At 49.4% G+C, this 22717-nt stretch carries 26 protein-coding genes and 1 pseudogene; 2 read left to right on the top strand and 25 right to left on the bottom strand.

Annotated features, from left to right (window positions below; genetic code table 11):
* Positions 1-76: 76 nt before the first annotated feature.
* The 21 genes from folD to AC1VOR_RS09000 form a co-directional block, all read right to left on the bottom strand.
* Positions 77-934 carry a bifunctional methylenetetrahydrofolate dehydrogenase/methenyltetrahydrofolate cyclohydrolase FolD gene (gene folD / locus AC1VOR_RS09100; RefSeq protein WP_482617313.1) on the bottom strand — a complete coding sequence of 286 codons (858 nt, stop codon included), beginning with the start codon at positions 932-934 and terminating at the stop codon, positions 77-79.
* Positions 935-963: 29 nt separating this feature from the next.
* Positions 964-1413 carry a transcription antitermination factor NusB gene (gene nusB, locus AC1VOR_RS09095; protein WP_059052372.1) on the bottom strand — a complete coding sequence of 150 codons (450 nt, stop codon included), beginning with the start codon at positions 1411-1413 and terminating at the stop codon, positions 964-966.
* 171 nt (positions 1414-1584) lie between these two features.
* Positions 1585-1830, bottom strand: a complete 246-nt coding sequence (locus tag AC1VOR_RS09090; protein WP_392396874.1) for a DUF2273 domain-containing protein — start codon at positions 1828-1830, stop codon at positions 1585-1587.
* A gap of 2 nt (positions 1831-1832) precedes the next feature.
* Positions 1833-2372, bottom strand: a complete 540-nt coding sequence (gene amaP / locus AC1VOR_RS09085) for an alkaline shock response membrane anchor protein AmaP (protein ID WP_059052370.1) — start codon at positions 2370-2372, stop codon at positions 1833-1835.
* Positions 2373-2462: 90 nt separating this feature from the next.
* Positions 2463-2870: an Asp23/Gls24 family envelope stress response protein gene (locus AC1VOR_RS09080; protein ID WP_059052369.1), complete on the bottom strand. Its 408-nt coding sequence runs from the start codon at positions 2868-2870 to the stop codon at positions 2463-2465.
* A gap of 112 nt (positions 2871-2982) precedes the next feature.
* Positions 2983-4326: an acetyl-CoA carboxylase biotin carboxylase subunit gene (accC, locus tag AC1VOR_RS09075; RefSeq protein ID WP_482617312.1), complete on the bottom strand. Its 1344-nt coding sequence runs from the start codon at positions 4324-4326 to the stop codon at positions 2983-2985.
* Between the two features lie 73 nt (positions 4327-4399).
* The gene (gene accB / locus AC1VOR_RS09070) at positions 4400-4894 is read right to left on the bottom strand and encodes an acetyl-CoA carboxylase biotin carboxyl carrier protein (RefSeq protein ID WP_482617311.1); all 495 of its coding nucleotides are present in this window, start codon (positions 4892-4894) and stop codon (positions 4400-4402) included.
* Between the two features lie 172 nt (positions 4895-5066).
* A complete protein-coding gene (locus tag AC1VOR_RS09065; RefSeq protein ID WP_482617310.1) occupies positions 5067-5855 on the bottom strand; it encodes a SpoIIIAH-like family protein in 789 nt (262 codons plus the stop codon).
* A 33-nt stretch (positions 5856-5888) separates the two neighbouring features.
* On the bottom strand, positions 5889-6527 hold the full coding sequence (spoIIIAG, locus tag AC1VOR_RS09060) for a stage III sporulation protein AG (RefSeq protein WP_482617309.1): 639 nt from the start codon (positions 6525-6527) through the stop codon (positions 5889-5891).
* Between the two features lie 33 nt (positions 6528-6560).
* Positions 6561-7322, bottom strand: coding sequence for a stage III sporulation protein AF (gene spoIIIAF, locus AC1VOR_RS09055; protein WP_482617308.1), 762 nt, complete (start codon positions 7320-7322; stop codon positions 6561-6563).
* 40 nt (positions 7323-7362) lie between these two features.
* A complete protein-coding gene (spoIIIAE, locus tag AC1VOR_RS09050; RefSeq protein ID WP_482617307.1) occupies positions 7363-8562 on the bottom strand; it encodes a stage III sporulation protein AE in 1200 nt (399 codons plus the stop codon).
* Positions 8563-8637: 75 nt separating this feature from the next.
* Positions 8638-9027 carry a stage III sporulation protein AD gene (gene spoIIIAD / locus AC1VOR_RS09045; protein WP_059052362.1) on the bottom strand — a complete coding sequence of 130 codons (390 nt, stop codon included), beginning with the start codon at positions 9025-9027 and terminating at the stop codon, positions 8638-8640.
* A 10-nt stretch (positions 9028-9037) separates the two neighbouring features.
* Positions 9038-9241 (bottom strand): stage III sporulation protein AC, encoded by a 204-nt coding sequence (gene spoIIIAC / locus AC1VOR_RS09040; RefSeq protein WP_009225775.1) that lies wholly within the window; start codon positions 9239-9241, stop codon positions 9038-9040.
* Positions 9242-9302: 61 nt separating this feature from the next.
* Positions 9303-9821, bottom strand: a complete 519-nt coding sequence (gene spoIIIAB / locus AC1VOR_RS09035) for a stage III sporulation protein SpoIIIAB (RefSeq protein WP_482617306.1) — start codon at positions 9819-9821, stop codon at positions 9303-9305.
* A complete protein-coding gene (spoIIIAA, locus tag AC1VOR_RS09030) occupies positions 9814-10812 on the bottom strand; it encodes a stage III sporulation protein AA (RefSeq protein WP_482617305.1) in 999 nt (332 codons plus the stop codon). The genes spoIIIAB and spoIIIAA overlap by 8 nt, the downstream gene beginning before the upstream one ends.
* 87 nt (positions 10813-10899) lie before the next feature.
* Complete coding sequence (locus AC1VOR_RS09025; RefSeq protein WP_482617304.1) at positions 10900-11166, bottom strand: YqhV family protein; 267 nt, start codon at positions 11164-11166, stop codon at positions 10900-10902.
* Positions 11167-11275: 109 nt separating this feature from the next.
* Positions 11276-12529 (bottom strand): aspartate kinase, encoded by a 1254-nt coding sequence (locus AC1VOR_RS09020; protein ID WP_482617303.1) that lies wholly within the window; start codon positions 12527-12529, stop codon positions 11276-11278.
* Between the two features lie 169 nt (positions 12530-12698).
* Positions 12699-13256: an elongation factor P gene (gene efp / locus AC1VOR_RS09015; RefSeq protein WP_482617302.1), complete on the bottom strand. Its 558-nt coding sequence runs from the start codon at positions 13254-13256 to the stop codon at positions 12699-12701.
* Positions 13257-13327: 71 nt separating this feature from the next.
* Positions 13328-14401: a M24 family metallopeptidase gene (locus tag AC1VOR_RS09010; RefSeq protein ID WP_482617301.1), complete on the bottom strand. Its 1074-nt coding sequence runs from the start codon at positions 14399-14401 to the stop codon at positions 13328-13330.
* A 49-nt stretch (positions 14402-14450) separates the two neighbouring features.
* The gene (aroQ, locus tag AC1VOR_RS09005; RefSeq protein ID WP_482617300.1) at positions 14451-14903 is read right to left on the bottom strand and encodes a type II 3-dehydroquinate dehydratase; all 453 of its coding nucleotides are present in this window, start codon (positions 14901-14903) and stop codon (positions 14451-14453) included.
* 76 nt (positions 14904-14979) lie between these two features.
* Positions 14980-15519, bottom strand: coding sequence for a YqhR family membrane protein (locus AC1VOR_RS09000; protein ID WP_482617299.1), 540 nt, complete (start codon positions 15517-15519; stop codon positions 14980-14982).
* Positions 15520-15905: 386 nt separating this feature from the next.
* Between AC1VOR_RS09000 and AC1VOR_RS08995 the strand changes: the two genes are divergently transcribed.
* Positions 15906-16904: a DUF1385 domain-containing protein gene (locus AC1VOR_RS08995; RefSeq protein WP_482617298.1), complete on the top strand. Its 999-nt coding sequence runs from the start codon at positions 15906-15908 to the stop codon at positions 16902-16904.
* Between the two features lie 7 nt (positions 16905-16911).
* Positions 16912-17235 (top strand): hypothetical protein, encoded by a 324-nt coding sequence (locus tag AC1VOR_RS08990; protein ID WP_482617297.1) that lies wholly within the window; start codon positions 16912-16914, stop codon positions 17233-17235.
* A 32-nt stretch (positions 17236-17267) separates the two neighbouring features.
* Here AC1VOR_RS08990 and AC1VOR_RS08985 read toward each other — a convergent pair whose 3' ends face one another.
* The 4 genes and pseudogenes from AC1VOR_RS08985 to mntR form a co-directional block, all read right to left on the bottom strand.
* Positions 17268-18248 (bottom strand): patatin-like phospholipase family protein, encoded by a 981-nt coding sequence (locus tag AC1VOR_RS08985; RefSeq protein WP_482617296.1) that lies wholly within the window; start codon positions 18246-18248, stop codon positions 17268-17270.
* Between the two features lie 78 nt (positions 18249-18326).
* A pseudogene (locus AC1VOR_RS08980) lies at positions 18327-20049 on the bottom strand (proline--tRNA ligase).
* Positions 20050-20417: 368 nt separating this feature from the next.
* Positions 20418-22052 carry a family 10 glycosylhydrolase gene (locus AC1VOR_RS08975; protein WP_482617295.1) on the bottom strand — a complete coding sequence of 545 codons (1635 nt, stop codon included), beginning with the start codon at positions 22050-22052 and terminating at the stop codon, positions 20418-20420.
* 162 nt (positions 22053-22214) lie between these two features.
* The gene (gene mntR / locus AC1VOR_RS08970; RefSeq protein WP_018751529.1) at positions 22215-22640 is read right to left on the bottom strand and encodes a transcriptional regulator MntR; all 426 of its coding nucleotides are present in this window, start codon (positions 22638-22640) and stop codon (positions 22215-22217) included.
* Positions 22641-22717 lie beyond the last annotated feature (77 nt).

The following is a 22717-nucleotide window of genomic DNA, read 5'->3' as shown; positions in this document are numbered from 1 at the left end:
CCCTAACCGATAAAATTCGCTGCGGCTGCACCAGAACCTCCCCTTTCCAGGCTAGTAACGCCCATCCTGTAGCCTGTTAAGCCAGACCTTGCAGTCTCTTGGCCGCAATCAGTGTATTTTGCATTAACATCGTAATCGTCATCGGACCAACACCGCCAGGAACAGGTGTAATGGGGCCGGAGATTTCCCGAACACTTTCGTAATCCACATCTCCCGCCAGCTTGCCATTATCAAGACGGTTCATACCAACGTCGATAACAACGGCTCCCGGCTTCACATAGGAGGCATCCACAAAATTGGCTCGTCCAATAGCAACCACCAGGATATCTGCTTGCTGGGTTAGCTCCTTCATATTGGCAGTGCGAGAATGACACATCGTAACCGTAGCGTTCTCCCGTTGCAGCAGCAGGGATACCGGCTTGCCGACGATATTGCTCCGCCCGATAACCACTGCATGCTTGCCCGAGATCGGGGTACCCGTGCGCTTGATTAACTCAATGACGCCAGCAGGAGTGCAAGGCAACAGACTGTCGTCGCCGATGACCAGATTACCCACGTTCACCGGATGGAAGCCGTCAACGTCCTTCTCTACCGAGATAGCATCAATGACGCACTTCTCCTCAATATGCCCAGGCAAAGGCAACTGGACCAGAATGCCGTGGATATTGGCTTGATGGTTCAGCTTATCCACCAGCGCCAGCAATTCTTCTTGCGAGGTCTCGGCTGGCAAACGGTGAACTTCAGAATAGTAACCCAAATCATGACAGGCCTTCTCTTTATTACGTACATAGACTTGAGATGCCGGATCTTCACCAACCAGCACGACTGCCAGCCCTGGCGTGAAGCCTTGCTTCACCAGTTGCTGCACTTCCTCGCGCAAACTTCCCCGAATATCCTCTGAAATTTGTTTTCCGTTAATGATAGGTGCTGACATGTCATCTCTCCTCTACTTTACTCTGTGAATTATCGTTTGCTCTTCAATTGCTCGACATCCTGAATCATCTTGCCAAGTACGCCATTCACGAATTTACCGGAATCTCCGGTCCCGAAGTGCTTGGCCAATTCAATAGCTTCATTGACAGCCACTTTGCCTGGAACGTCGTCACGAAATACCATTTCGTACGTTGCAAGCCGAAGCACCTGCCGATCCACTTTGGACAACCGGCTAAGCTGCCAGCCCTTCAGATAGTCAACCAACAATTCGTCAATGGCCTCTTTATGGCCCCAGGTTCCCCCGATCAGTTCCAATACGAACGCTTTGGTCGCGTCGATATCGGATAATTCCACTTCACTTTCATTTTCCCCCGCTGCTTCCGTCAGCAGCATCATCACCGCTTCTTCCGCATCCACCTCATTCATTTCCATCTGGTACATGCTCTGCACCGCAATCTCTCTGGCTAATCGCCGTTTCATGGTTTTCCTCCTAAAATTAATCTTAAGCCGTGTATCCCATAGTTATCAGTATCCACAAAATGACGCTTCTATCTGCCACCTGAACAAAAAAAGACCCGTAACAGGCTTACTCCACAAAATGGGCAAGAATCGTTCCTCAGCTCTTTTTCTGGAGAAAGCATATTACAGGGATCATTTAAAAGGGCGCCAGCGTGAAGACAACCATTCCCAAATCCGGCCCCAGGGCAGAAATGGGCCTCCCTCCAAGTCCTTCTGTTTGCCTACCGTGTATCCGATAAACAACAGTAAGGCACAGAACAGCATATTCCAAAATCCAAAAAACAGATAGATCGGACATAAGAACAGGGCCGCCGCTATTCCAAGCAAGCGTCCTTTGTAATTCTCCCACAATTGCTTCCAGAACACCTTGCTGCTCACCTCTATTCAACCCGGCTTTTGATCACCGGTGAATGAACCAGATTGGCGATGTATACCGAGACATACGTTACAGGAATTCCCGTTATCTCCTCCACATGGTCATGAACCTGCTTCTGGACTTCTTCCGTCAGCGACGGAATGGAGCTTTCTCCATCTACCATGGCACGAACTACAATTTCCAGACCCGCTTCTGTAATTCGAATACGCGTCTTGACTTCCTTGATGCCGCGAACACGGGATGCCGCCTTGTACGACAGATTTTCAATCGTCTCTACCGAAATTTGAATATCACCATATTCCGTCCGTTGATCGATCGAAGACATCGACGCCCGATCTCTGCGCACCGATATGTAGAAAAAACGGATGCTAAGCAGCAACAAAATGATGACAACCGTCCAGGCACTAATGTAATAAGCTTGGTGCTTCAGGACATTCTCACCCAAAGGCAAGACCTTTGTCAGCAAAAGAATCGCAAACAGAGCCAATATGGCAATACTCAAGCTATAGATAAACAACAACAATCGATCTAAAATTTTGGCCACGACAAGTACAGCCTCCTTGGTGCAGCGTGTCCACGCTGAAAATTACAGTAAACCCCTGACCCAGAACGGTCGGGGGTTCATGATCCAACATTATTTCACCCGGTGAGCCGGCTCCAATTCTTCAACACGCTCCGTTGTTTTGAAGATGACGTCGTGAATATGTACGTTCACTTCCACTACGTTCAGTCCCGTCATCGTCTCGATCGAGCGTTTGACATTGCGTTGAATTTCTGAAGCTACTTCAGGTAGACGATTGCCATACTCCACAATTACCGATACGTCAACGGCCGCTTCGCGTTGTCCAACTTCCACCTTAACACCCTTGGACAGGTTCTTTCTGCCGAGCAATTCAGCGATGCCTCCGGCAAAACCTCCGCTCATTCCAGCGACACCCTGGACTTCAACAGTAGCCAGGCCAGCGATGACTTCGATAACCTCTGGTGCAATCTGAATCTCACCGATATCTGTACGTTCGAATTCCGTAGGCAATGTGCTCATTCTATTCATCCACCTCTCAATAAGTATGACGCCGCAATAGCGATAGAGCCGCGCACTTATTATACATACTATATCATTTCGGGTTCATTATGACAAACGAGTAAGCAGCTTCTTAAATCTCGTTTTCTTCCAGAAATTTAATATCAAAATCACCTTTGAGGAAGGCAGGGTGCTCCAGCAATCTCTGATGAAAAGGAATGGTCGTATGAATGCCTTCAATAGCAAATTCAGATAAGGCCCGTTTCATCTTGGCAATAGCTTCTTCCCGCGTTGCTCCCCAAACGATCAGCTTCGCGATCATGGAATCATAATGCGGAGAAATCGTATAACCAGGATAAGCGCTGCTGTCTACACGCACACCTGGACCTCCCGGCGGCAAGTAAAATCCGATCTTCCCAGGGGAAGGCATGAAGTTACGTGAAGAATCCTCAGCGTTGATGCGGCACTCAATCGACCAACCGTTCAGTTCAACATCTTCCTGACTGAACGAAAGAGGGTTGCCCTCAGCCACGGAGATCATCTCCTGAATCAGATCAATACCCGTAACCATTTCTGTAACCGGATGCTCAACCTGGATTCTGGTGTTCATCTCCATGAAGTAGAAATGACCGTCAGGGCTAAGTAGAAATTCCAGCGTTCCCGCCCCGGAATAATTCACGGCCAGGGCTGCGCGGACGGCGGCTTCACCCATCTCACGGCGCTTCTCCTCCGTAAGGATTGGGCATGGCGCCTCTTCAATCAGCTTCTGGCGGCGGCGCTGAATCGAGCAATCCCGCTCACCCAGATAAGCCGCATTGCCGTGCTTGTCGGCGATAATTTGAATCTCTACATGCTTCATACCGATCAGATATTTCTCCAGATACACGCCAGCATTACCGAATGCCTTCTGAGCTTCCTGCTGTGCAGTCGTAATCTGCTTGATCAGCGAATGCTCGTCCTCCGCGATACGGATTCCTTTGCCTCCGCCCCCGGCAGTAGCCTTAATAATGACGGGATAACCGATATCCCGGGCAATCATGATCGCTTCATCGATGTCCTCAACGAGTCCGTCCGTACCAGGAATAACCGGCACCTTCGCATCCTTCATCGTCTGCTTCGCTACCGCCTTATCCCCCATACGCGTAATTGCCTCGGGAGATGGACCGATGAACGTAATGTTGCACGAACCGCAGATTTCTGCAAAATCGGCATTCTCGGCCAAAAATCCATAGCCTGGATGAATAGCATCACATTCCGTCAGGGTGGCAACGCTCATCAGATTGGTCAAATTCAAGTAACTGTCCTTGGACAAGGTAGGCCCGATACAATAGGCTTCATCAGCCAGCCGCACATGCAGCGAATCCTTATCTGCCTCGGAATATACCGCCACCGTGGAAATGCCCAGTTCGCGGCAGGCGCGAATAATCCTAACCGCAATTTCGCCGCGGTTTGCGATTAATATTTTATGAAATTTCATAAGTGTCTCATTTCCTCCTTTGGAAAGCTGACGACCCTCACTCTTTGTCAGGTGCGGGTGCCGTACGATGTAGCTACTCCGGCTTCACCAAGAAGAGAGGTTGTCCGTACTCTACCATTTGACCATTTTCCACGAGAATCTCGGCAATTTCGCCCTTGACTTCAGCTTCCAGCTCATTCATCAGCTTCATCGCTTCGATAATGCAGACCGTCGTTTTCTCGCCTACCTTATCTCCGATGTTGACAAAAGGCTGGGCTTCCGGGGAAGAGGAACGATAGAAGGTTCCTACCATCGGTGAAACTATCGTATGTAAGTTAGCGGCCGGTGCAGCGGCTCTCGCCAATTCCTCCGCTTGCTGGGTTGCAGTTTCAAGGACAGCAGGTGCCGATGAGGCGGTTGAGATATGTTGTACTGCTGCAGGTACGACCGGAGACCCGACATGAACAACCTCACTGACTCCAGGTTTACGAATACACAAACGAGCGCCTTCATTCTCAATCTCCAGCTCTTGCACGGATGTCTTATCCAATAGTTCGATCAATTCTTTAATTTCATTCAGTTTAAACATATTTTCACTCTCTCCTTCAGCTTTATAGGGAAAGCTTTAGCCCAGTGACAAGCATTTACAGTCCATAACTTTATGTATTATATCATAATCAATCAAAATGGAAAGAGCCCAAGTTTGCCCTGGGCTCTTTCCAACGATTATGCACTTAAGGCTTCCAAGGTAACCGTTGCTATTACTGTGTCACGTACTGAACGCTGACCTTATCCTGAGCGATGTCGAGCTCTTTGATAATCAAGTCCATGATGCTAACCGCTTCCTTGGCTTCCATCTTCTCGCTGACAACAACAACCTTGAACTTATCATCTGCCTCCGTCACCACAGCATTAGCATATTGCTGCTTGAGCTTCTCTTCAATGTCATAAATCTTGGCTTCCTTCTCCTCAAGTGCGTTCAGTTGTTGTTGAGCCATAGCCGATTCGCTCACTGTTTTGTCTACATCGCTGATGGTTTGCATCAATTCTTCCTGCTTCTTCATGTTCTCTTGAGTCCGCTCGAACTGATAAGCTGTCAAAGTATCCATAGACGACACACCCTGGGCTTCTACTTCGCTTAATACATCTTCGTCCGTTACGCTTGGAGCAGCCGTATTCGTGGAGCCGTCCTCTGTCGATGTGGTCCCGGTTGCTGGTGTTTCCTCCGCGGATGAGGTCTCTTCCTTGGTCACTTCAGAGCCCTCTGCACCTTCCTCCTGACCTTCCGGCAAGGTTGCTGCATCCTCCTCATCTGTAATCGCACTGCCGTTCTCACTACCATCCGTTGTAACCTCCGAGAGAATAACATCGTCCCCCAGGGTTTGATCTTCGTTATTCGGCAATACACCGCTATCCGCCACGTTAACCTGTTGTCCGTCAACCGGAGCGGCTGGGGCAGGACCATCTTCTGTAAACAAATAATAAGCGGATAAAATGACCATCAAGCTGAGCATAGACACTAACCAAATCGTTTGTCTTTTGGATTTCATGTTTAAATTCCTCCTAGATAATGGGGTTAAAATTTATTGAGACTGCTTGCGCGGTACAACAGAGATTCGATAAGCAGGGACATTCAGGCCCTTCTCGACCGCATCCACAATCAGACCCTTGACCGTCTTGTTTTCGGCCCCTCTTGCCACAACCAGTACCCCTCGAACCTTTGGCTTGATCTTCTTGGTGACGATGGGCTGCTGTCCCGCCGAAGCATCGTAAGTGACGATTTGACCGTCTCGTGTGTATTGGGTTATATGCCGCCTGCCTCCGTCTGCATCACTTTCTTCTGTGAGTTCCTGCGAATCCTTCATATTGCGTTGGACCACGATTTCCTCGGTTGAATCGATGGTCACCAGCACATCAACGGCACCAACGCCGACAATCTTCTCCAAAATCTCCTTGGTCTTATTCTCCAGACCCGACTCAATTCCGGCAAAATCATCATTCTCCGACTCGCCTGTAAATCCGGATAACTCCTGCATCACTGGAGGCTCCCTACTGCCCCCTCCCTCGGTATCCACCTGCTTCACGTTGACAAATGAGTTGAACAGCATGATGGCGACACCCACTAATCCGAGAATCAAGAGCAAACGGAAGGTATTCACCGTCTTCTTGCCTTCAGTTCCTCGGCCTAACCATTGTTCCAGCTTCTTCAGCCATCCCGGCATATGCTTCACCTCCCTGACGTTTGCCCGCTTGCTTTAGGCTTGCGGATCAATAATTGTGACCGTCTCTTCCCCCACGCCCCATTGTTGCCGGAGCAATTGTTCGATTTGCTGAGCCAACTGGTGACCTGAATTCCCGGCCGCCCCGGTTGAAGCTTCTTCGCTTTCTTCCGTACTTGTACCTGCGATTACTGCTGTGCTATCGGCCGGTCTATCCGTATTGGTCTTGGCCTCCTGATCAATCTCGATCTGAATCTTCTCTACCGGTGCAATCGCCACTTGTGTTGGCCTCGTGGCAGCATATTGTTCTTCCTGCTTCCCCGGTAAAGTCTGGGCCATGACAACCTCTACCGAGGCGATGATCGGCTGGGGAGAAGTTGCATTCTTGCCCCCTGGCTCCGTAATCAGCTTGACGGATACGCGATCTACGAAGCGTCCTGTCTCCCGTTCAATCTGATCCTTCATCTGTCTGGCAGCTTCTTCTCCAGCCCAGACCAAAGCCTCCTCTTCCCGCTTCTGCTTCAGCTTCTCGCCCTGCTTTAGAATGACCTCGGTGCTCTCCCCTATTTGCTGATCCTCTAATCCATCCATACCTTGCGAGAATGCCGCCTCCAATTGCTGCGCTGCATCGTCCGAGAACAACTTAATGACCGGAGATAGAAGTGTAAGCAAGATCAGAAGACTGACGACGAACCTGACGTAACGCTCCATAGCGCGGTTAGGCAAGAGCAGCTCGATAAAAACGGCAATCAAGACGATAGAGATAATTTCCCGCAGCCATTCGGCCAGCCAGTTCACGCGCTCACCACCTTGTGTTCGTGCGTCAGGATGAAGATGTCTATCTCATCATGACCGTAATGTTCCCCGCTGTAAGCATGATCGTAATAGCCAGGAAGAACATCAGCCCCACCGCCGCCAGGGCGGCGAATACATACAGCATACTTTTCCCGATCGTCTCCAGACAGGTCACGATGGGGGAATCTCCTAGCGGCTGCATCACCGCTCCAGCCAAGTTAAAGATAAGGGACAACGTAATGATCTTGATGGCCGGGAACGCGCAAAGCAGCAGCAGAATAATGACACCCACCAGACCGATGGAATTCTTGACCAGCAAGGAGGCGGAGATCACAGTATCCGTAGCATCGGCGAACACCTTGCCCACCACGGGAATAAAATTACCGGTCAAATATTTGGCTGCCCGCAGTGTCACCCCATCTGCTACTGAACCGGCAATCCCTTTCACGGAGATAACTCCAAGGAAGATGGTCAGCAGGATACCCAGTAGGGCCATACTTACGGTGCGTAGTAAGTTGGCGAGTTGAGTCAGCTTGTATTTATCCGATAAGGAACTGACGATATGCAGTACGGCTGAGAAGAATAACAACGGGAAGATCACCGTATGTACGGCCGTTCCAACCACATGTACCATGAATACAACCAAGGGATGTGTCACCGTAACCGTTACCGCATTCCCCATAGAGGCCAGCAGGGTAAAGAGCAGCGGCACCATCGCCATCATAAAATCAATCATTCCGCTGATTGCATTCGTTGCGTAAGTAATTGACACTCGGAAGCTATTGATGGCCAGTACCAAAATGACCATATAACAGATGGAATAAGCCACCTTACTAACTTGCTTGCGCTCGAATGCAGTTTGGAGAGTCTCCAGGATCAGGCTGAAAATCGAGAGCAACACGATGGTGACCAGAATATGTCCGTTGTAGAGCACCTCATGCCACATATACCGCATCAAGCCCGACAAACCGGATTTCAGGCTAAAGCTCTGGTCTTGCTGTAGCAACATCTCCATAAAGGTGGGAACCTTCTGATCGGGAAAAAATCCGCCATACTCCTTCATTAACTGCTGCCAGTAAGCTTCGACTTGATCAATGGGCAATTCCTCGGCTTGTCGTTGAATCCAGTTATCATCCGCTCCTGGAGCAGCGGAGGCCAGAAACGGCACATTCCAGAACAAGATCAAGCCCAGAACGAGCAGGATTAGCGTTCTCCCATGCCCTCGTCCGTTATAGGCCTCCATCCTCCCTCTCCCCCATCCTCATGAAGTACGCATTTCATTCTTCAGACATTTAGCATTCGGGGGATTGGACGAGCGCTAAGCCGGCAGCAGCTTGATGACGGTCTCGACAATGATGCTGATAATCGGAATGGCAAGCACCATGATGAAGACCTTTCCGGCCATTTCAATTTTGCTGGCGATACTCTCTTGTCCGGCATCCCGCACAATTTGTGCCCCGAACTCAGCAATATAGGCAATTCCGATAATTTTGAGAAGTGTCTTAAGATAGATCATCTCGACCCCGGATTTATCGGCCAGATCCTCAAGCACTTCGATGATGCCGCCAATTTTCCCGATCAGATATAAGAAAATGAGAATTCCGGTACTTGTGGCAATCAGGAAAGCGAATAGTGGCTTTGTTTCTTTGATGACCAAAATCAGTACAGTGGCAATCAGGCCAAGCCCGACAATTTGGATGATTTCCATAGGAATTCACCTACTGAAACAAGAAGATCGATTTAATTTCCTGGAACAGACTGTCAAGCAGCCGGATGACCATGAATAGTACAACGACGAATCCGATCAACGTCACCCAATGCGCCATGTCTTCCTTGCCCATCTGCTTCAACACAGTATGGATCATGGCGATTATGATACCGATGCCCGCAATCTGAAAGATGGCGTTCACTTCTATGTTCATTGATTTGGCACCTCGCTAACGATTTCACAGGCGGCAATCGGCCGTGGAGGAAATGGGTAATTTAGTAGAATAAAATGACGATGAACGCTCCGCACAATAATCCTAAGCTTCGATACATCTTCTCATAACGGGCCTGGTCTTCACGCGCCACGGATTCTTCGCTCTCCAATTGCCGGACCGCCGTGGCCAAATGACCCAGTTGATCCTGGCGATCGCTTGTCCCGAGTGTGTAGCTTAACTGGCGGATAACTTCCTGCTCGGAACTCTTCATAGCGGTATGTCCCCACAGCTTCATCGCCGCATGTTCCAGACTTTGCTGGGCTGTCCATTGCTGCTCGGAGTCCATATTGTCCGCTGTCCTGATGAACAGGGACCTGATCGGCTCTTGGGCTTGCTCTCCGATACGGCGCATCGCATCGGGGAGCGGCGTAAAGCCATACATAATCTCGGTCTCCAGCCGTTTCAGAGCGAGAATCAAGCGACGAATCTGATTAGGACGAGCAGCAAATTGTCTGGCCTGGATCCACCCCGCCAGCGTTGCGGCCAGCAGGACGAGCGCGGCTCCGAACATTTTAACCATGCTCTTCCCTGCCCTTCCATGCCGCTCCCGCAAACGGCACCCCTCTTCGCTTGCTATCCCAAAGCTTGAATGCCAGTCCTTTCTCCGAGCGCGAGAGCACCACATACATCTGGAAGAAGAAGGTATCCGTTAGCTTAGCCAGGGCAGGTCGGGAGGATAAGTCTTCAACGCTAGATCCATGCGCCGTAGCGATGACCCGCACCCCGGCATGAAGCGCCTCGGCTAATGCTTCTGCGTCCTCGGGGCGTCCAATCTCATCCACGATTAACACATCCGGAGACATGGAGCGAATCATCATCATCATGCCCTCGGCCTTGGGACAGCCGTCCAGTACGTCGGTCCGCGGACCCACATCAAAGCCGGGTACCCCTCGTTTGCTTCCCGCTATCTCCGAACGTTCGTCGATGACACCTACCTTGCGACCGGGCCAAACTGCCGCCGGATGCCCCCAGGTTCCACTGCTGATCTGACGGGCGAGATCGCGAATTAAGGTTGTTTTGCCGTGCTGAGGTGGTGAAAGAATAAGCGTATGATGTACCGTTCTGTGCTTGAAATCCAGCAACTTCGGTAAAAGCGGGTCAGCAATCCCTTTCATCTCTCTGGCGATCCGCACGTTAAATCCACTGATATCCCGTAAGTGTTCTACCTTTCCTCCACTTAATAAAGTCCTCCCCGCCAGCCCAATCCGATGACCGCCCGCTATCGTAATGAAGCCCTTTCGAAGCTCCTCCTCCATCGTATACAGCGAATGGTTTGTAATCAGATCAAGCAGGCGATTGCTGTCTTGCTTCTCAGGCTTGTACGCTGCCTGAGGGTTTCTTGTGACCTCTCCCTCAGGCGTTAGAAAATAGTAACGGCCACCTGTGTTAATCTCAAGCGGCCTCCCCTCTCGAATGCGTATCTCTTCCAATTGGGGAAAGATAGAAGGCGGCAGCTTGAGCAATAGACTTTGGAGGTTGTCGGGAAATACGGCTAGCCAGCTTGGGCCCATGAACACACCCCCTACCAAGCTTGATGTTCTTGATTTTGCTATATCTCATATGTATGCCTGTACTTTGTCTTTATGCTAGGGAATCTATCATTTCTTGAAAATGCCAATTAAGAGACACGCAATCCCCAAGCCGATCCATAACATCTTCCCAAGCGACAATCTATCAGCCATACCGGCAAGTCCGATGAAGGTCGTAACGATTAATACGGAAGGCCCAACGAAAGCCAGGGCCGAATTGACCGCCAGAGCCTTATCGACTCTTCCCAACTTGAGCATAAGCAGGGCTGCAAGGATCTCTATCATTCCTGACGTGATGCGCAAACTTGCCATGCTTGCGACAAATTTATCAAGCATAAGAACTTCCTCCCTTGTCCCATCTCTTAAACGATATGCCTGATTGTCCTTGTTTAGCATATAAAAAAAAGAGCCCGCATTCGCGAGCTCTTTGAATCCTGTATATAGTTTATCGACGATCTTGCGGACCTCCGACAAATGCCGTATTCTCCGTATCCAGACCGTAAGCAGTATGCAGCGCGGTGATCACTTCATTCAGCTTGCCACCGTCAATCACACAGGAGACTTTAATCTCCGAGGTGCTAACCATCACAATGTTAACCCCTTGCTTGGAGATGACCTCGAACATTTGAGCAGCCACCCCTGGATGGCTCACCATACCGGCGCCAACGATGGATACCTTGACCAGTCCCTCTTCGGAAGTCACTTCATCGTAAGGCAACTCACTGCGGATTTGGTCCAGGACCTTGAGGGCTTTGTCACAATCGGACAGAGCCACTGTAAAGGAGAAGTCCGCTTTCCCGTCTTGCACTCCGCTTTGGACGATAATGTCCACATCGATTTTGGAATCGGCTAATGAACCGAATACCTTTGCCAATACGCCAGGAACGTGCGATACCCCCAGAATGCTGATTCTGGCTACGTTCTTATCGTAGGCAATTCCGCTTACTACTACGCCTTGCTCCATCTTGACTTCCTCCTTCACAACCGTTCCTTCATTATTGTTAAAGCTCGACCGTACCACAAGACGGACCTGATGTAGCTTGGCGTATTCTACCGCACGGGGATGTAGCACCGCTGCCCCTAAATTCGCCAGCTCCAGCATTTCATCGTAAGAGATCTCGTTCAGCTTGCGCGCATGCTTGACGATTCGCGGATCGGTGGAGTAAATGCCGTCCACATCCGTATATATTTCGCAACAATCAGCGTTGGTAGCTGCCGCCAGAGCAACCGCTGTCGTATCGGAACCACCGCGACCGAATGTGGTGATTTCGCCTTCCTCGGTCATCCCCTGGAACCCGGCCACAATGACGATATTCCCAGCCTCCAGCGATTTCAACACCCGCTCTGGCTGAATATCGGTAATCCGTGCCTTGCCATGCACCGCTTCCGTGCGGAAGCCTGCCTGCCAACCCGTATAAGAAACCGCTTGAGCCCCCATCGCATGAAGCGCAATCGACAACATCGCAATGGAGATTTGCTCACCGGTAGTCATTAACATATCCATTTCCCTTGGCGGGGGTTCTTTGCTTAGCAACTTGGCCTGATCTATCAGATCATCCGTCGTGTCTCCCATAGCAGAAACAACGACCACCACTTGATTTCCTTCCTGCTGCTTCTCGATAATGCGACGGGCAACCCGCTGCATCCGCTCCGTATCGCCTACGGAACTCCCTCCGAATTTCATCACATATAAAGCCAACTTCAGACCCTCCCTAATGATGCTCCACTTATCTGCGCGACCATCGTTTGAACCAGTAACGCTTTAAACCAGTATAATACGAATGACCCAAAGGTCGTCAATGGGTTATAAAAAAATTCCTCCACCCCAGCAAGGGTGGAGGAGACCTGTGACAAGCGAGTAGTCCCGCTTATGCCCGTGAAATATATTTACCTTCGCGAGTATCAATGAGAAGCACATCATCTTCATTAATGAAGAGAGGAACCTGAACATTGAGGCCAGTTTCTACCTTGGCGTTTTTGGTTGCCCCAGTTGCCGTATTGCCTTTGATGCCCGGCTCGGTTTCAACCACTTTAAGCTCTACACTGTTCGGCAGGTTAATGCCCAGGATTTCTCCTTGATAGCTAACGATTTTTACATTCATATTCTCCTTGAGGAAGTTCAATTCCCATTCCAATTGATCTTCCGTCAATGAAAATTGATCATAGGTTTCGTTATCCATAAACGTATGCTCTTGTCCGCTGGCATACAGATACTGCACATCACGGTTCTCGATCATCGCGCGGCCAATAGTTTCACCAGCACGGAACGTTTTCTCTACAGTGTTACCGTTACGCAGATTCTTCAGCTTCGAGCGGACGAATGCGGCACCCTTTCCCGGTTTTACATGCTGAAACTCCAGCACCGTAAAAATATCACCGTCTACTTCGACGGTCAGGCCTGTCTTAAAGTCGTTTACTGAAATCACAAAAGTACCTCCTCAAATGGGTTAACAACATTTATTAAGATTGTGGATTAAACATACCATAAATACAAGGTTTAGCCGAGTGCTATGAAGTCCTTGGTAGATTCCGTCAACCGACGATTTCCAGTCTCTGTTATGACGATATCGTCTTCAATCCGCACACCGCCAATTCCCGGCAGATAGATTCCCGGTTCCACAGTAACAACCATTCCTGGTTGTAGCACCGTATCACTGGCCTTCGACACCCTTGGTGCCTCATGAACCTCCATACCCAGTCCATGGCCCGTGCTATGCCCGAAGTACTCGCCATAGCCATAGCTGGCAATGACATCACGTGCCAAGGCATCCGCTTCCCGTCCGGTCATACCTGGACGTATCCCTTCAACAGCACGCAACTGCGCTTCCAAGGTAATATCATAAATCTCTCTCAACTTCTCACTAGGATTCCCGATCGCAACTGTACGGGTAATATCCGAGCAGTAATCGTTCATGAGTGCTCCGAAATCCATAGTGACCAGATCGCCCGACTGCATGATGCGCTCACTCGCCCGCCCATGTGGCAAGGCCGAACGTTCACCCGAAGCCATAATCGTATCAAACGAAGGGCCGGTTGCTCCGTTCTTGCGCATGAAGATTTCAAGTTCAAGAGCCGCATCCCATTCACTAATGCCAGGCTTAAGAACGTCAAGCATGTGCATGAAGGTCTGATCGGCCAGATCAGCGGCTGCCTTCATCAGTTCCAGTTCACCGCTATCCTTGAACATCCGCAATTCTTCTACCAGACCATTCACTGGCACAAGCTCAACAGGCTTTAATTCACGCTCATAAGACCGATAGGTAGCAAATGACATTAACTCCTCTTCAAAACCCAGGCGCTTAATGCTTGCTCCGCTTAGCAGGCTTTGCAGCGCTCCAGTAACGGACGCTCCATGGTCCACAATTTGGAAGCCCTGCGCTTGCTCGGCGGCTTGGATTAAATAACGGAAATCCGTCAACAGCCAAGCATCCTGCAAGGTTACCAATACATACCCTGAACTTCCTGTAAAACCCGTCACATAGCGGCGGTTCACTTCTCCGGTAATCAATACGGCTTCCAAGTGCTGCTTGTTCATTGCTTCACGAAGCCGGATAACACGAGTGTTCGCCATCTTAAACTCTCCCTTAATATATGAACTTTATAACCGGATTCCAGATATCCTAACCCTGAGAACGGGTCTGTTCCAAGTGACGCTTAAGCGCCAGCAAGCCCATCTCATAGCCATAGGACCCGAAACCGGCAATTTGCCCAATCGCCACTGGGGCAATGACCGACGTATGCCGGAATGCCTCCCGCTTATGTATGTTGGACAAATGGACCTCAACGACGGGAATGTTCACCGACGTCAAAGCATCGCGAAGAGCATAGCTGTAGTGTGTCAGCGCGCCTGGATTCAGTAAAATCCCGTCCGAACTACCATAAGCAGCGTGAATCCGGTCAATCAACTCGCCTTCATGGTTAGATTGAATGAATTCCAGCTCCAGACCGTTGGTCCCGGCTAGCTGAGCCAGTCTGGCTTCAATGTCGCTAAGCTTCTCGGCCCCATAGATTCCGGGCTCGCGTACGCCAAGCATATTCAAGTTCGGTCCGTTCATCACCAGGATGCGATACATAACGGCTCCCCCTTCCGAAAATAACCAAAAGTAATTTTAACATAGAAGAGAGTCGCTTGAGAAGCTTTTTTGTCCGTTATTGGAGCGCTTGTTTCGTGGTTTTCTTAGGTTCTCTGGCCCGCTCATCCGTAAATTCCTCAGCAGCCGTGTAGCCGATAAATAATCCCCATAGCAAATAGAGACAAAATTCACTGATGATTGTCATCGCAGGCAAATCAGCCAGTGGAGGGTGCATCTCCAGCCAAGGGCCCAGCAAAACAAACAGCACCCCCCACCAAACGACACCATATATAAGTCCCGGCACGGGTCCCCTCATTTTGCGGAAAGCAAGCGTATAAATCATAGCTGCAACCAGAGAAAGCCCGATAAAAGAGGCCCAGCCCACGTAATATCCGGCCTGTGTATGTAGAAAGGCATTCTTAAAGAACGGCTCGACCAAGTATCCGGGAACCACCTTCGTAAATCCCATGTAGAAGAATAAAGCTTTGACCCCACCCCAGATCAGCCCCGCAAAAAAACCAATCTCTAAAGAAAATAACCATATATTTGTATTCTTTCTCCGCTGCTGCCTCCACGACTGAGGGCGTTCTTTGGTTGTTTGCTTCTGGTGTTTCAACAAGCACTCTTCCTTTCTATTAAGAGGTTGTTCAAGAAGTCGTCTTCCCAGAACGAAGTTATTCGAGAAGTGAGTTCGACATCGAATCTTGAATTCACCCGGGCCTTCCGGTGCTCACGTACCCGTATGCTTCCGAAGTCGTTTTCTCCGAAAACGTGGAGCTCCACTCCTCAGTCCCTAGCTTCATCCAACTCAAGCGTTTTGAAAAAACGCACATCGGAAGCATAAGCTTTGGTCCTAGAAATTCGACTTTTTGAACACGCACTATAAGCTTCTGATTTTTGAAGATTAGTATGCTCATTTCGCCAAAGACTAAACAAACTAGAATTTGACCGCAAAGTCCGTTACAATGGAATCATTACAGAATTCATAGGAAGGTGACTTATTTGCCTGAGCAATCTGCCCCCGTCATATACGGCGGCCAAGCCGTTATTGAAGGCGTTATGTTTGGCGGCAAGCATGTGAACGTAACAGCCGTACGCCGCAAGAGCGGCGAGATTACCTTTTTGGAAGTACCCAAGCAAGACAAGCAGTGGGTTAGAAAGCTGCGTAAGATTCCATTGTTACGTGGCCTGGTTAGCATCATCGATTCCAGTGCCAAAGGCTCCAAGCATTTGAATTATTCAGCGGAAGCGATGGCTGACGACGAGATGGAACCGGAAGAACGAGCCAAGCAGAAGGAAAAGGATGAATCCGGCTTTTCCTTGACGATGCTGGTCGGTGTAGCTATTGCCGGAGTCATTTCCTTTATTGTTGGCAAGCTCATCTTCACACTGGTGCCAGCTCTGGTAGAACAATATCTGTTCCAGCATGCGTTCTCCAGTCAAACCATGCACACGCTGATTGAAGGTGTCATCAAGATTGTATTGCTGCTTATCTATCTATGGCTAATGTCCCAGACCCCGGTAATCAAGCGCCTGTTCCAATATCACGGCGCAGAACATAAGGTCATTTCCGCTTACGAGGCTGGGGAAGAACTGACACCCGCCAATGTGCAGAAATACAGCCGCCTGCATTACCGTTGCGGTAGCAGCTTCATTATTCTAACCGTTATTGTGGGCGTTATTATTTATTCGCTGCCTATCTTCAGTTGGGATAATGTTTGGGAACGGATGTACATTCGTGTATTGCTGCTTCCACTGGTTATTGGTCTGTCCTATGAATTGCTACGGTTAACTAATGCAGTTCGCGAAATTCCTGTACTTCGTTTTCTCGGATATCCGGGGTTGTGGCTGCAATTGCTGACAACCAAGGAACCTAGTGACGAGCAAGTGGAAGTATCCATCGCTTCATTTAATCGCATGCAGGAGATGGATGCCCGTATGGAGCAAGTGGGTGTTACAGAGACAACAGTCAATGCTGCACTTGATCCCTTGAAAGGATGAGATTGGCATGAGAAGACAACGCATCTTTTTGTGGATTATCGCGTTTTTGTCGGTATTCGGCATTATTGACGGCTTGTTTCTCAGCAAGCATATCCCTATAGGTAGCGTAATCGTTCCTTTGGCGGTAGTGGCGATTGTATTCATATTGTATAAATACCCGCCCCGCCGCTATCGAAGGCAACACCCCAAGATCAAACCTTCGGCCCGCACGATGGCCAAGGTAGCCGCGGAACGACGCTCTACTACAACAGAGAAGCGCAAAGCTTATCCGTTCCAGGTGATTGAAGGACAAAAAGGCAAAAATGATGACGACTTGCCCAAATATCATTAAAGCTCGTAAAAAAGGATGGAACCCATGACAATTCATGGGTTCCATCCTTTTTCGTAATTCTGTTGATATTTCTGGAATTGCTCTTCATAAAGCTTGGTGCTCCATCCTTTAAAGAAACGATCTCCCGCACGGAATCCTGACTCAAATAATAGTAAGCTTTCCTCATCGTCGATATCGAATTGGGTGGTACTGATACCCAGCGTGGGAATCTTGACGGTCCGATATCGATTGGATTGCTCAATGTACCGTTCGTCATGTGCCGACAACATGGACTCCACGATGGCCTGAAGCATTGAGAACGGACCGTAAATATCATGTGGCTTATTCGTGTTTTTACCAACCATCTGAAAACCCACCGTAGGCACTCGCTGTTCAGGAGACTGAGGCTCCTCGCGATCGAATAACCACAGTGGAAAATTGCTTAGCAAGCCACCATCGACAATATGCAGGAATTGATTGACAAAGGGCCTTCCCTTCGTCCGCTTCGCCGGAAGACGAAGCAACACCGGATCAAAAAAATAAGGTATACTGCAGCTCATGCGCACGGCACGTGCCACCTCAAATGATCCGGAATGAATACCGATTCTCTCCAGATCATCCGGAAGTACCAGGATTTTGCCGTTCGTAATATCCGAAGCAATGATCGTCAGCTTCCCCGGCTCCAGATCTCCAAACGTTCGTATTCCCTTAAGTCGCAGGGTATAACGAACCCATTCCTCCAGAGCTTCACCGGAGTAAAGGCCCTTGCGAAGCAACACCCTTAGTGCAGGACCAAGGACGGCCAAATTGAAGATTGGCGAACGCTTCAATAGCCGGGAGAACGACGTTCGCATGATGATGTCTTTCATCTCTTCGGCGCTATATCCGGCGGCAAGTAACGAAGCGACAATGGAGCCCGAGGAGGTACCGGCAACGCGATTAAACTTTCCTCCATTTACTTCCGCTGCCCGAACCGCCCCCGCCAGGGAAATTCCTCTGACCCCGCCACCTTCAAACACTGCGTTCATCAGCATCAGGCTAGCATCACCCATCCCTATCCATAAGGTCTATTGCTTATGTATGTTGATAGGTGCGTGCATATGCCTGTCTGGCTAACGATGCAATAATTGCGTAATGCGGTCAATCGCTTGTTGCGATGAGACTACTTCACCATCCGACTTGCCGCGCTCCACCCATTCCACCAAGTCTTGGTCCGCGCCCTTGCCGATGACAATCCGATAAGGAAGCCCTATCAACTCAGCGTCCTTGAATTTGCTGCCTGGCCTTTCATCTCGGTCATCAAGCAGTACCTCCACCTCGCACTCAAGCAACTTGGCGTACAACTGCTCCGCTAGCTCCACTTGCCTGGTGTCCTTCATGGATACTGGAACAATATGGACTTGATAGGGAGCCACAGACGCTGGCCACGCCAGTCCTCGCTCATCATGATGTTGCTCTGCTATAGCGGAGAGCAGTCGTGAAATTCCTATTCCGTAACAACCCATGATCATTGGCTGCCGTTGTCCTTGGCGGTTCAGAAATGCTGCGTTCAAACGCTCACTATATTTTGTTCCCAACTTGAAGATATGACCCACTTCAATGCCATGCAGAAGCTGGAGAACTCCCTTACCGCAATGAGGACAAGTATCGCCGTCTACCACATTTCTGAAATCCCCCGCTACTGCATGCACCATATCCCGAGAGGGAACCACGAATTGCAGGTGGGTATCAACTTGGTTAGCTCCGGCTATCCCCTCACTCATCAGGAGGACGTCCCGATCCATCAGAACCGGAATATCCAGTCCCATTGGACCGGCAAAGCCAACAGGAGCTCCTGTTATTTGCTCAACGGGCAGCATCGGCCAGATGCACTTCCTCCACACCAAGGTAAGCAGCTACCTTGAGCTCATTTACTTCATGATCTCCCCTTACAACTACAGCAACAAATTGTAACCCATCAACTGTGTATATCAGAGTTTTGATCATGTGATCAGGTCCGGATTGAAAAAAATCACAAAGCTGATCAATGGTGTGAACTTCGGGAGTTTGGACTTGTACAGGCTGTGGTACTGTAATTAGAGAACCTCCGATAAATGGAGGAGTAGCATCGGAGTTAACTGAGCTAGCCTTCTCAATATTTGCCGCATAGTCACAAGTATTACATACTGCAACTCTATCCTCGCCAATGTCCGCCAGCACCATAAATTCATGGGTCTCCCCTTCTCCTCCAATTGCACCCGCATCCGCCTCTACCGCCCGATAATCCAAGAGGCATCGTTCGAGGATTGCTTCATAGGCCTTGAACATAGCACGATAAGACTGGTCCAATCCCTCCCAATCTTCATCAAAGGAGTAGGCATCCTTCATCAGGAACTCCCTCCCACGCAACGGCCCGAACCTCGGACGACGTTCATCGCGAAACTTCGTCTGAATCTGATACAAGGTTACAGGTAGTCTGCGATAAGAATTGATCTCGTCCCCTGCAAGCTGGGTGATAACTTCCTCATGCGTTGGCCCCAACGCAAACTCGCGGCCATGCCGATCCTTAAGCCGGATTAATTCATCGCCATAACGTTCATAACGCCTGGATTCCTTCCATAGCTCTGCCGGCTGCATGGCAGGCAACAGCAATTCCTGGGCCCCCGCTCTTTCCATTTCCTCGCGAACTATTCGTTCAATCTTATGCAATACTCGTCTCGCCAGGGGCAAGTAAGTGTAAATCCCCGCGGCCAGTTGACGAATATAGCCTGCACGCAGCAACCAACGATGACTGGCGGCTTCAGCATCTGACGGAGCCTCCCGTAGAGTAGGCGCTAATAATTTACTTTGACGCATGAGAAGTTCCTCCCTCATCTAAAGTGCAATATACAAAAAAAGACACATTCGTCAGGGACGAATGTGTCGTGGTACCACCCTATTTCCATAACCAATCAATAGCTTGGCTATGCTTATCCCCGGTAACGGAGGGCCCGGTACAAGTTGTTCTCCTCAAAGAAGATTCCCTGTACAGCTCGCAAGGCGGGGGAGATTCAGTCACGGCAGAGACCTCTCAGCATTGGTCTCCTCTCTGAAGCACGGACAAATGAAACTCGTTCCTTGGTCGAAGCTATTTAACGGTGTATCAAACAAAATATATGATAACAAACTTATCTTAATAGCTGGCTGCTGTCAAGAAGTGAAGACAAGTCACCTAAACCCTTTGCCTACTGACCATAATAGGCTTGCAGCAGCGGAATTAATCCCAGCGGGTTCTTACGCAAGTCTTTGGCACTGAAGAAGATGCTGCCTCGTATTTCCGGAACCTGACGATTATAGTCCAGTTGGTTGATGATCTCCTGCGCACTCGACCAGCCAATCTCCGGCGTCCCTAGCTTGTATGGCGCGTGTCCGATGTACAGCTTGACGTTAGTTCCTTTGACTTCGCCTGCCCACCAGTCGGCCAACAAATCATATTGAACCTCTTTACGGGACATACTCCAATATAACTGTGGAGCTACATAATCAATCCACTCCCGCTTAATCCACGTGCGAACATCCGCGTACATATGATCATAAGTCGTAACCCCGGCCTTCGTATTTGAGCCGGTAATATCTACGGCCTTATTGCGCCATACCCCAAACGGACTGATACCGAAGGATACGTCTGGCTTAGATTGATTAATGCTTTGTCCCAGCTTCTCGACAAACCGGTTGATATTATCTCTTCTCCAGTCGCCTTTATCTTTCAGCTTCTGAGCATTATAGGTTCTATAGGTCGTATCGTCATTAAATTTCTTGCTGGAAGTTTCCCCGGTCGGGTAGAAATAATCATCTAGATGAACTCCATCGATATCATACCCTCGAACAACCTCCATAACTGCGGCAATAACATGATCACGAGCCTCCGGGACTCCAGGATTAATATACAATTTATCATTGTACTTGACGATCCAGTCGGGGTGCTCGTTAGCTACATGATTCTTCGGTAGCTTAGTAGCATCTCCACCCGTGCTAGCGCGGAACGGGTTAAACCAGGCATGGAACTCCATACCTCTGCGATGAGTTTCTTCAATAAGAAATTGAAGGGGATCGTATCCCGGGTCCTTGCCCGCGGTTCCAGTCAGGTAAGCCGACCAAGGAACCAGCTTGGATGGATAAATTGCATCGGCTTCCGGACGAACCTGTACAAACACAGCATTCATCCCCATGGCCTGTACCTCATCAAGCAGCTTGATATATTCCGCTTGTTGTACATCTGCCTTACCGTAAGAAGCTTTGGTTGGCCAATCGAGATTAAATACAGTGGAGACCCACACCCCACGCAACTCATCGGTAGAGCTGCCTGGCGTTGATGGCGGTAATGAAATATCAATTGGCGGAGTATCCGTGCCTGGCTCAGGTTGAGAAGCTTCTTCACCCGTGCCGGAGCTTAGGGTAATCGTCCGGTTTGTCTTATTCCAATTAACCGTAAGTCCAAGCTGTTCACTGACAAAGCGCAAAGGAACCATCGTCCGTCCCCCGCTGATTTCTACGGAAGCATCCAATTGAATCGTCGCCCCATTGACCTTGGCACTGGCGGCTCCGCTTGCCAGAATTAACGTATTGCCATCCTTCTCAATCGTTGCCGTCTTGTCCAGTTGGGACCAGGCCACCCGCGCGCCCAGGCCTTCGCTGATCACGCGAAGCGGCACCATTGTTACATCCGCCCTAGGCTTAATATACGGGGGAGCATCTGTGGACAACAATGCCCCGTCCAAATAAATGCGAATGTCGGGTGTACCAGAAGCTTCCAGCTTCCCGGCATTCGGCCATACCAGCATCAGAATGAAAATAGGAATCCACCAAACGCGTAATTTCATGAGTAACCTCCAAAACATTTTTGATGTACAAGCAAATGCGTGCACCCATATTAACGCTTTGAACCACCCAAGAGTTGCGTTTTTCTATAAAAGCAGGTTAAGCAAGCCAATCTAGGCGCACAGAAAAAAGCATCTGCCTTGGTCATAAGACAGATGCTTTCTCTAGGATTCATTTAATAATTCCTGATGAACATTCTCAAGCTCATTCATACGAGAAGCATCACGTTTGAAATACTCTACAAGCGTCGCGATACGCGTGATCGAGTCCCAGCTCAAATGATGCTCAATTCCTTCGACATCTTTATAAATGTTCTCATGCTCGACACCAATCATGCCAAGGAATTCCTCCAGCAGTTGATGGCGGTCCACAAGTCGTTTGCCGATTTTCTTCCCTTTGCTGGTCAGGACAAGACCCCTGTATTTCTCGTAAATCAAATATTCATCCTTGTCCAATTTTTGGATCATTTTCGTAACGGAGGAAGGATGAACCTCCAAACCTTCCGCAATATCGGATACACGAGCGTAGCCTTTCTCGTCGATCAGCTTATAAATCCGCTCCAAATAATCCTCCATACTGGGCGTTGGCATCTGATGATTCCCTCTTTTCCATGAGTTAACGCGGACTTAATGTACGCAAAACATTACTCTGTTAATGATACATGTTA

It is taken from the genome of Paenibacillus sp. 1SOY10 (assembly GCF_056836745.1).
The sequence above is the reverse complement of the archived record's forward strand: the minus strand, read 5'-3'. Positions and strand labels throughout refer to the sequence as shown.

Excerpts from the sequence above, each read along its gene's own strand:
- AC1VOR_RS09025 (WP_482617304.1), bottom strand. The coding sequence starts at position 11,166 with ATGCTTGATAAATTTGTCGCAAGCATGGCAAGTTTGCGCATCACGTCA.
- spoIIIAC (WP_009225775.1), bottom strand. The coding sequence starts at position 9,241 with ATGAACATAGAAGTGAACGCCATCTTTCAGATTGCGGGCATCGGTATC.
- AC1VOR_RS08975 (WP_482617295.1), bottom strand. The coding sequence starts at position 22,052 with ATGAAATTACGCGTTTGGTGGATTCCTATTTTCATTCTGATGCTGGTA.
- accC (WP_482617312.1), bottom strand. The coding sequence starts at position 4,326 with ATGAAATTTCATAAAATATTAATCGCAAACCGCGGCGAAATTGCGGTT.
- AC1VOR_RS09065 (WP_482617310.1), bottom strand. The coding sequence starts at position 5,855 with ATGAAATCCAAAAGACAAACGATTTGGTTAGTGTCTATGCTCAGCTTG.
- spoIIIAD (WP_059052362.1), bottom strand. The coding sequence starts at position 9,027 with ATGGAAATCATCCAAATTGTCGGGCTTGGCCTGATTGCCACTGTACTG.
- spoIIIAB (WP_482617306.1), bottom strand. The coding sequence starts at position 9,821 with ATGGTTAAAATGTTCGGAGCCGCGCTCGTCCTGCTGGCCGCAACGCTG.
- spoIIIAG (WP_482617309.1), bottom strand. The coding sequence starts at position 6,527 with ATGCCGGGATGGCTGAAGAAGCTGGAACAATGGTTAGGCCGAGGAACT.
- nusB (WP_059052372.1), bottom strand. The coding sequence starts at position 1,413 with ATGAAACGGCGATTAGCCAGAGAGATTGCGGTGCAGAGCATGTACCAG.
- AC1VOR_RS08985 (WP_482617296.1), bottom strand. The coding sequence starts at position 18,248 with ATGCTGATGAACGCAGTGTTTGAAGGTGGCGGGGTCAGAGGAATTTCC.
- spoIIIAA (WP_482617305.1), bottom strand. The coding sequence starts at position 10,812 with ATGGGCCCAAGCTGGCTAGCCGTATTTCCCGACAACCTCCAAAGTCTA.
- spoIIIAE (WP_482617307.1), bottom strand. The coding sequence starts at position 8,562 with ATGGAGGCCTATAACGGACGAGGGCATGGGAGAACGCTAATCCTGCTC.
- folD (WP_482617313.1), bottom strand. The coding sequence starts at position 934 with ATGTCAGCACCTATCATTAACGGAAAACAAATTTCAGAGGATATTCGG.
- accB (WP_482617311.1), bottom strand. The coding sequence starts at position 4,894 with ATGTTTAAACTGAATGAAATTAAAGAATTGATCGAACTATTGGATAAG.
- mntR (WP_018751529.1), bottom strand. The coding sequence starts at position 22,640 with ATGCCAACGCCCAGTATGGAGGATTATTTGGAGCGGATTTATAAGCTG.
- AC1VOR_RS08990 (WP_482617297.1), top strand. The coding sequence starts at position 16,912 with ATGAGAAGACAACGCATCTTTTTGTGGATTATCGCGTTTTTGTCGGTA.
- AC1VOR_RS09010 (WP_482617301.1), bottom strand. The coding sequence starts at position 14,401 with ATGGCGAACACTCGTGTTATCCGGCTTCGTGAAGCAATGAACAAGCAG.
- aroQ (WP_482617300.1), bottom strand. The coding sequence starts at position 14,903 with ATGTATCGCATCCTGGTGATGAACGGACCGAACTTGAATATGCTTGGC.
- AC1VOR_RS09080 (WP_059052369.1), bottom strand. The coding sequence starts at position 2,870 with ATGAGCACATTGCCTACGGAATTCGAACGTACAGATATCGGTGAGATT.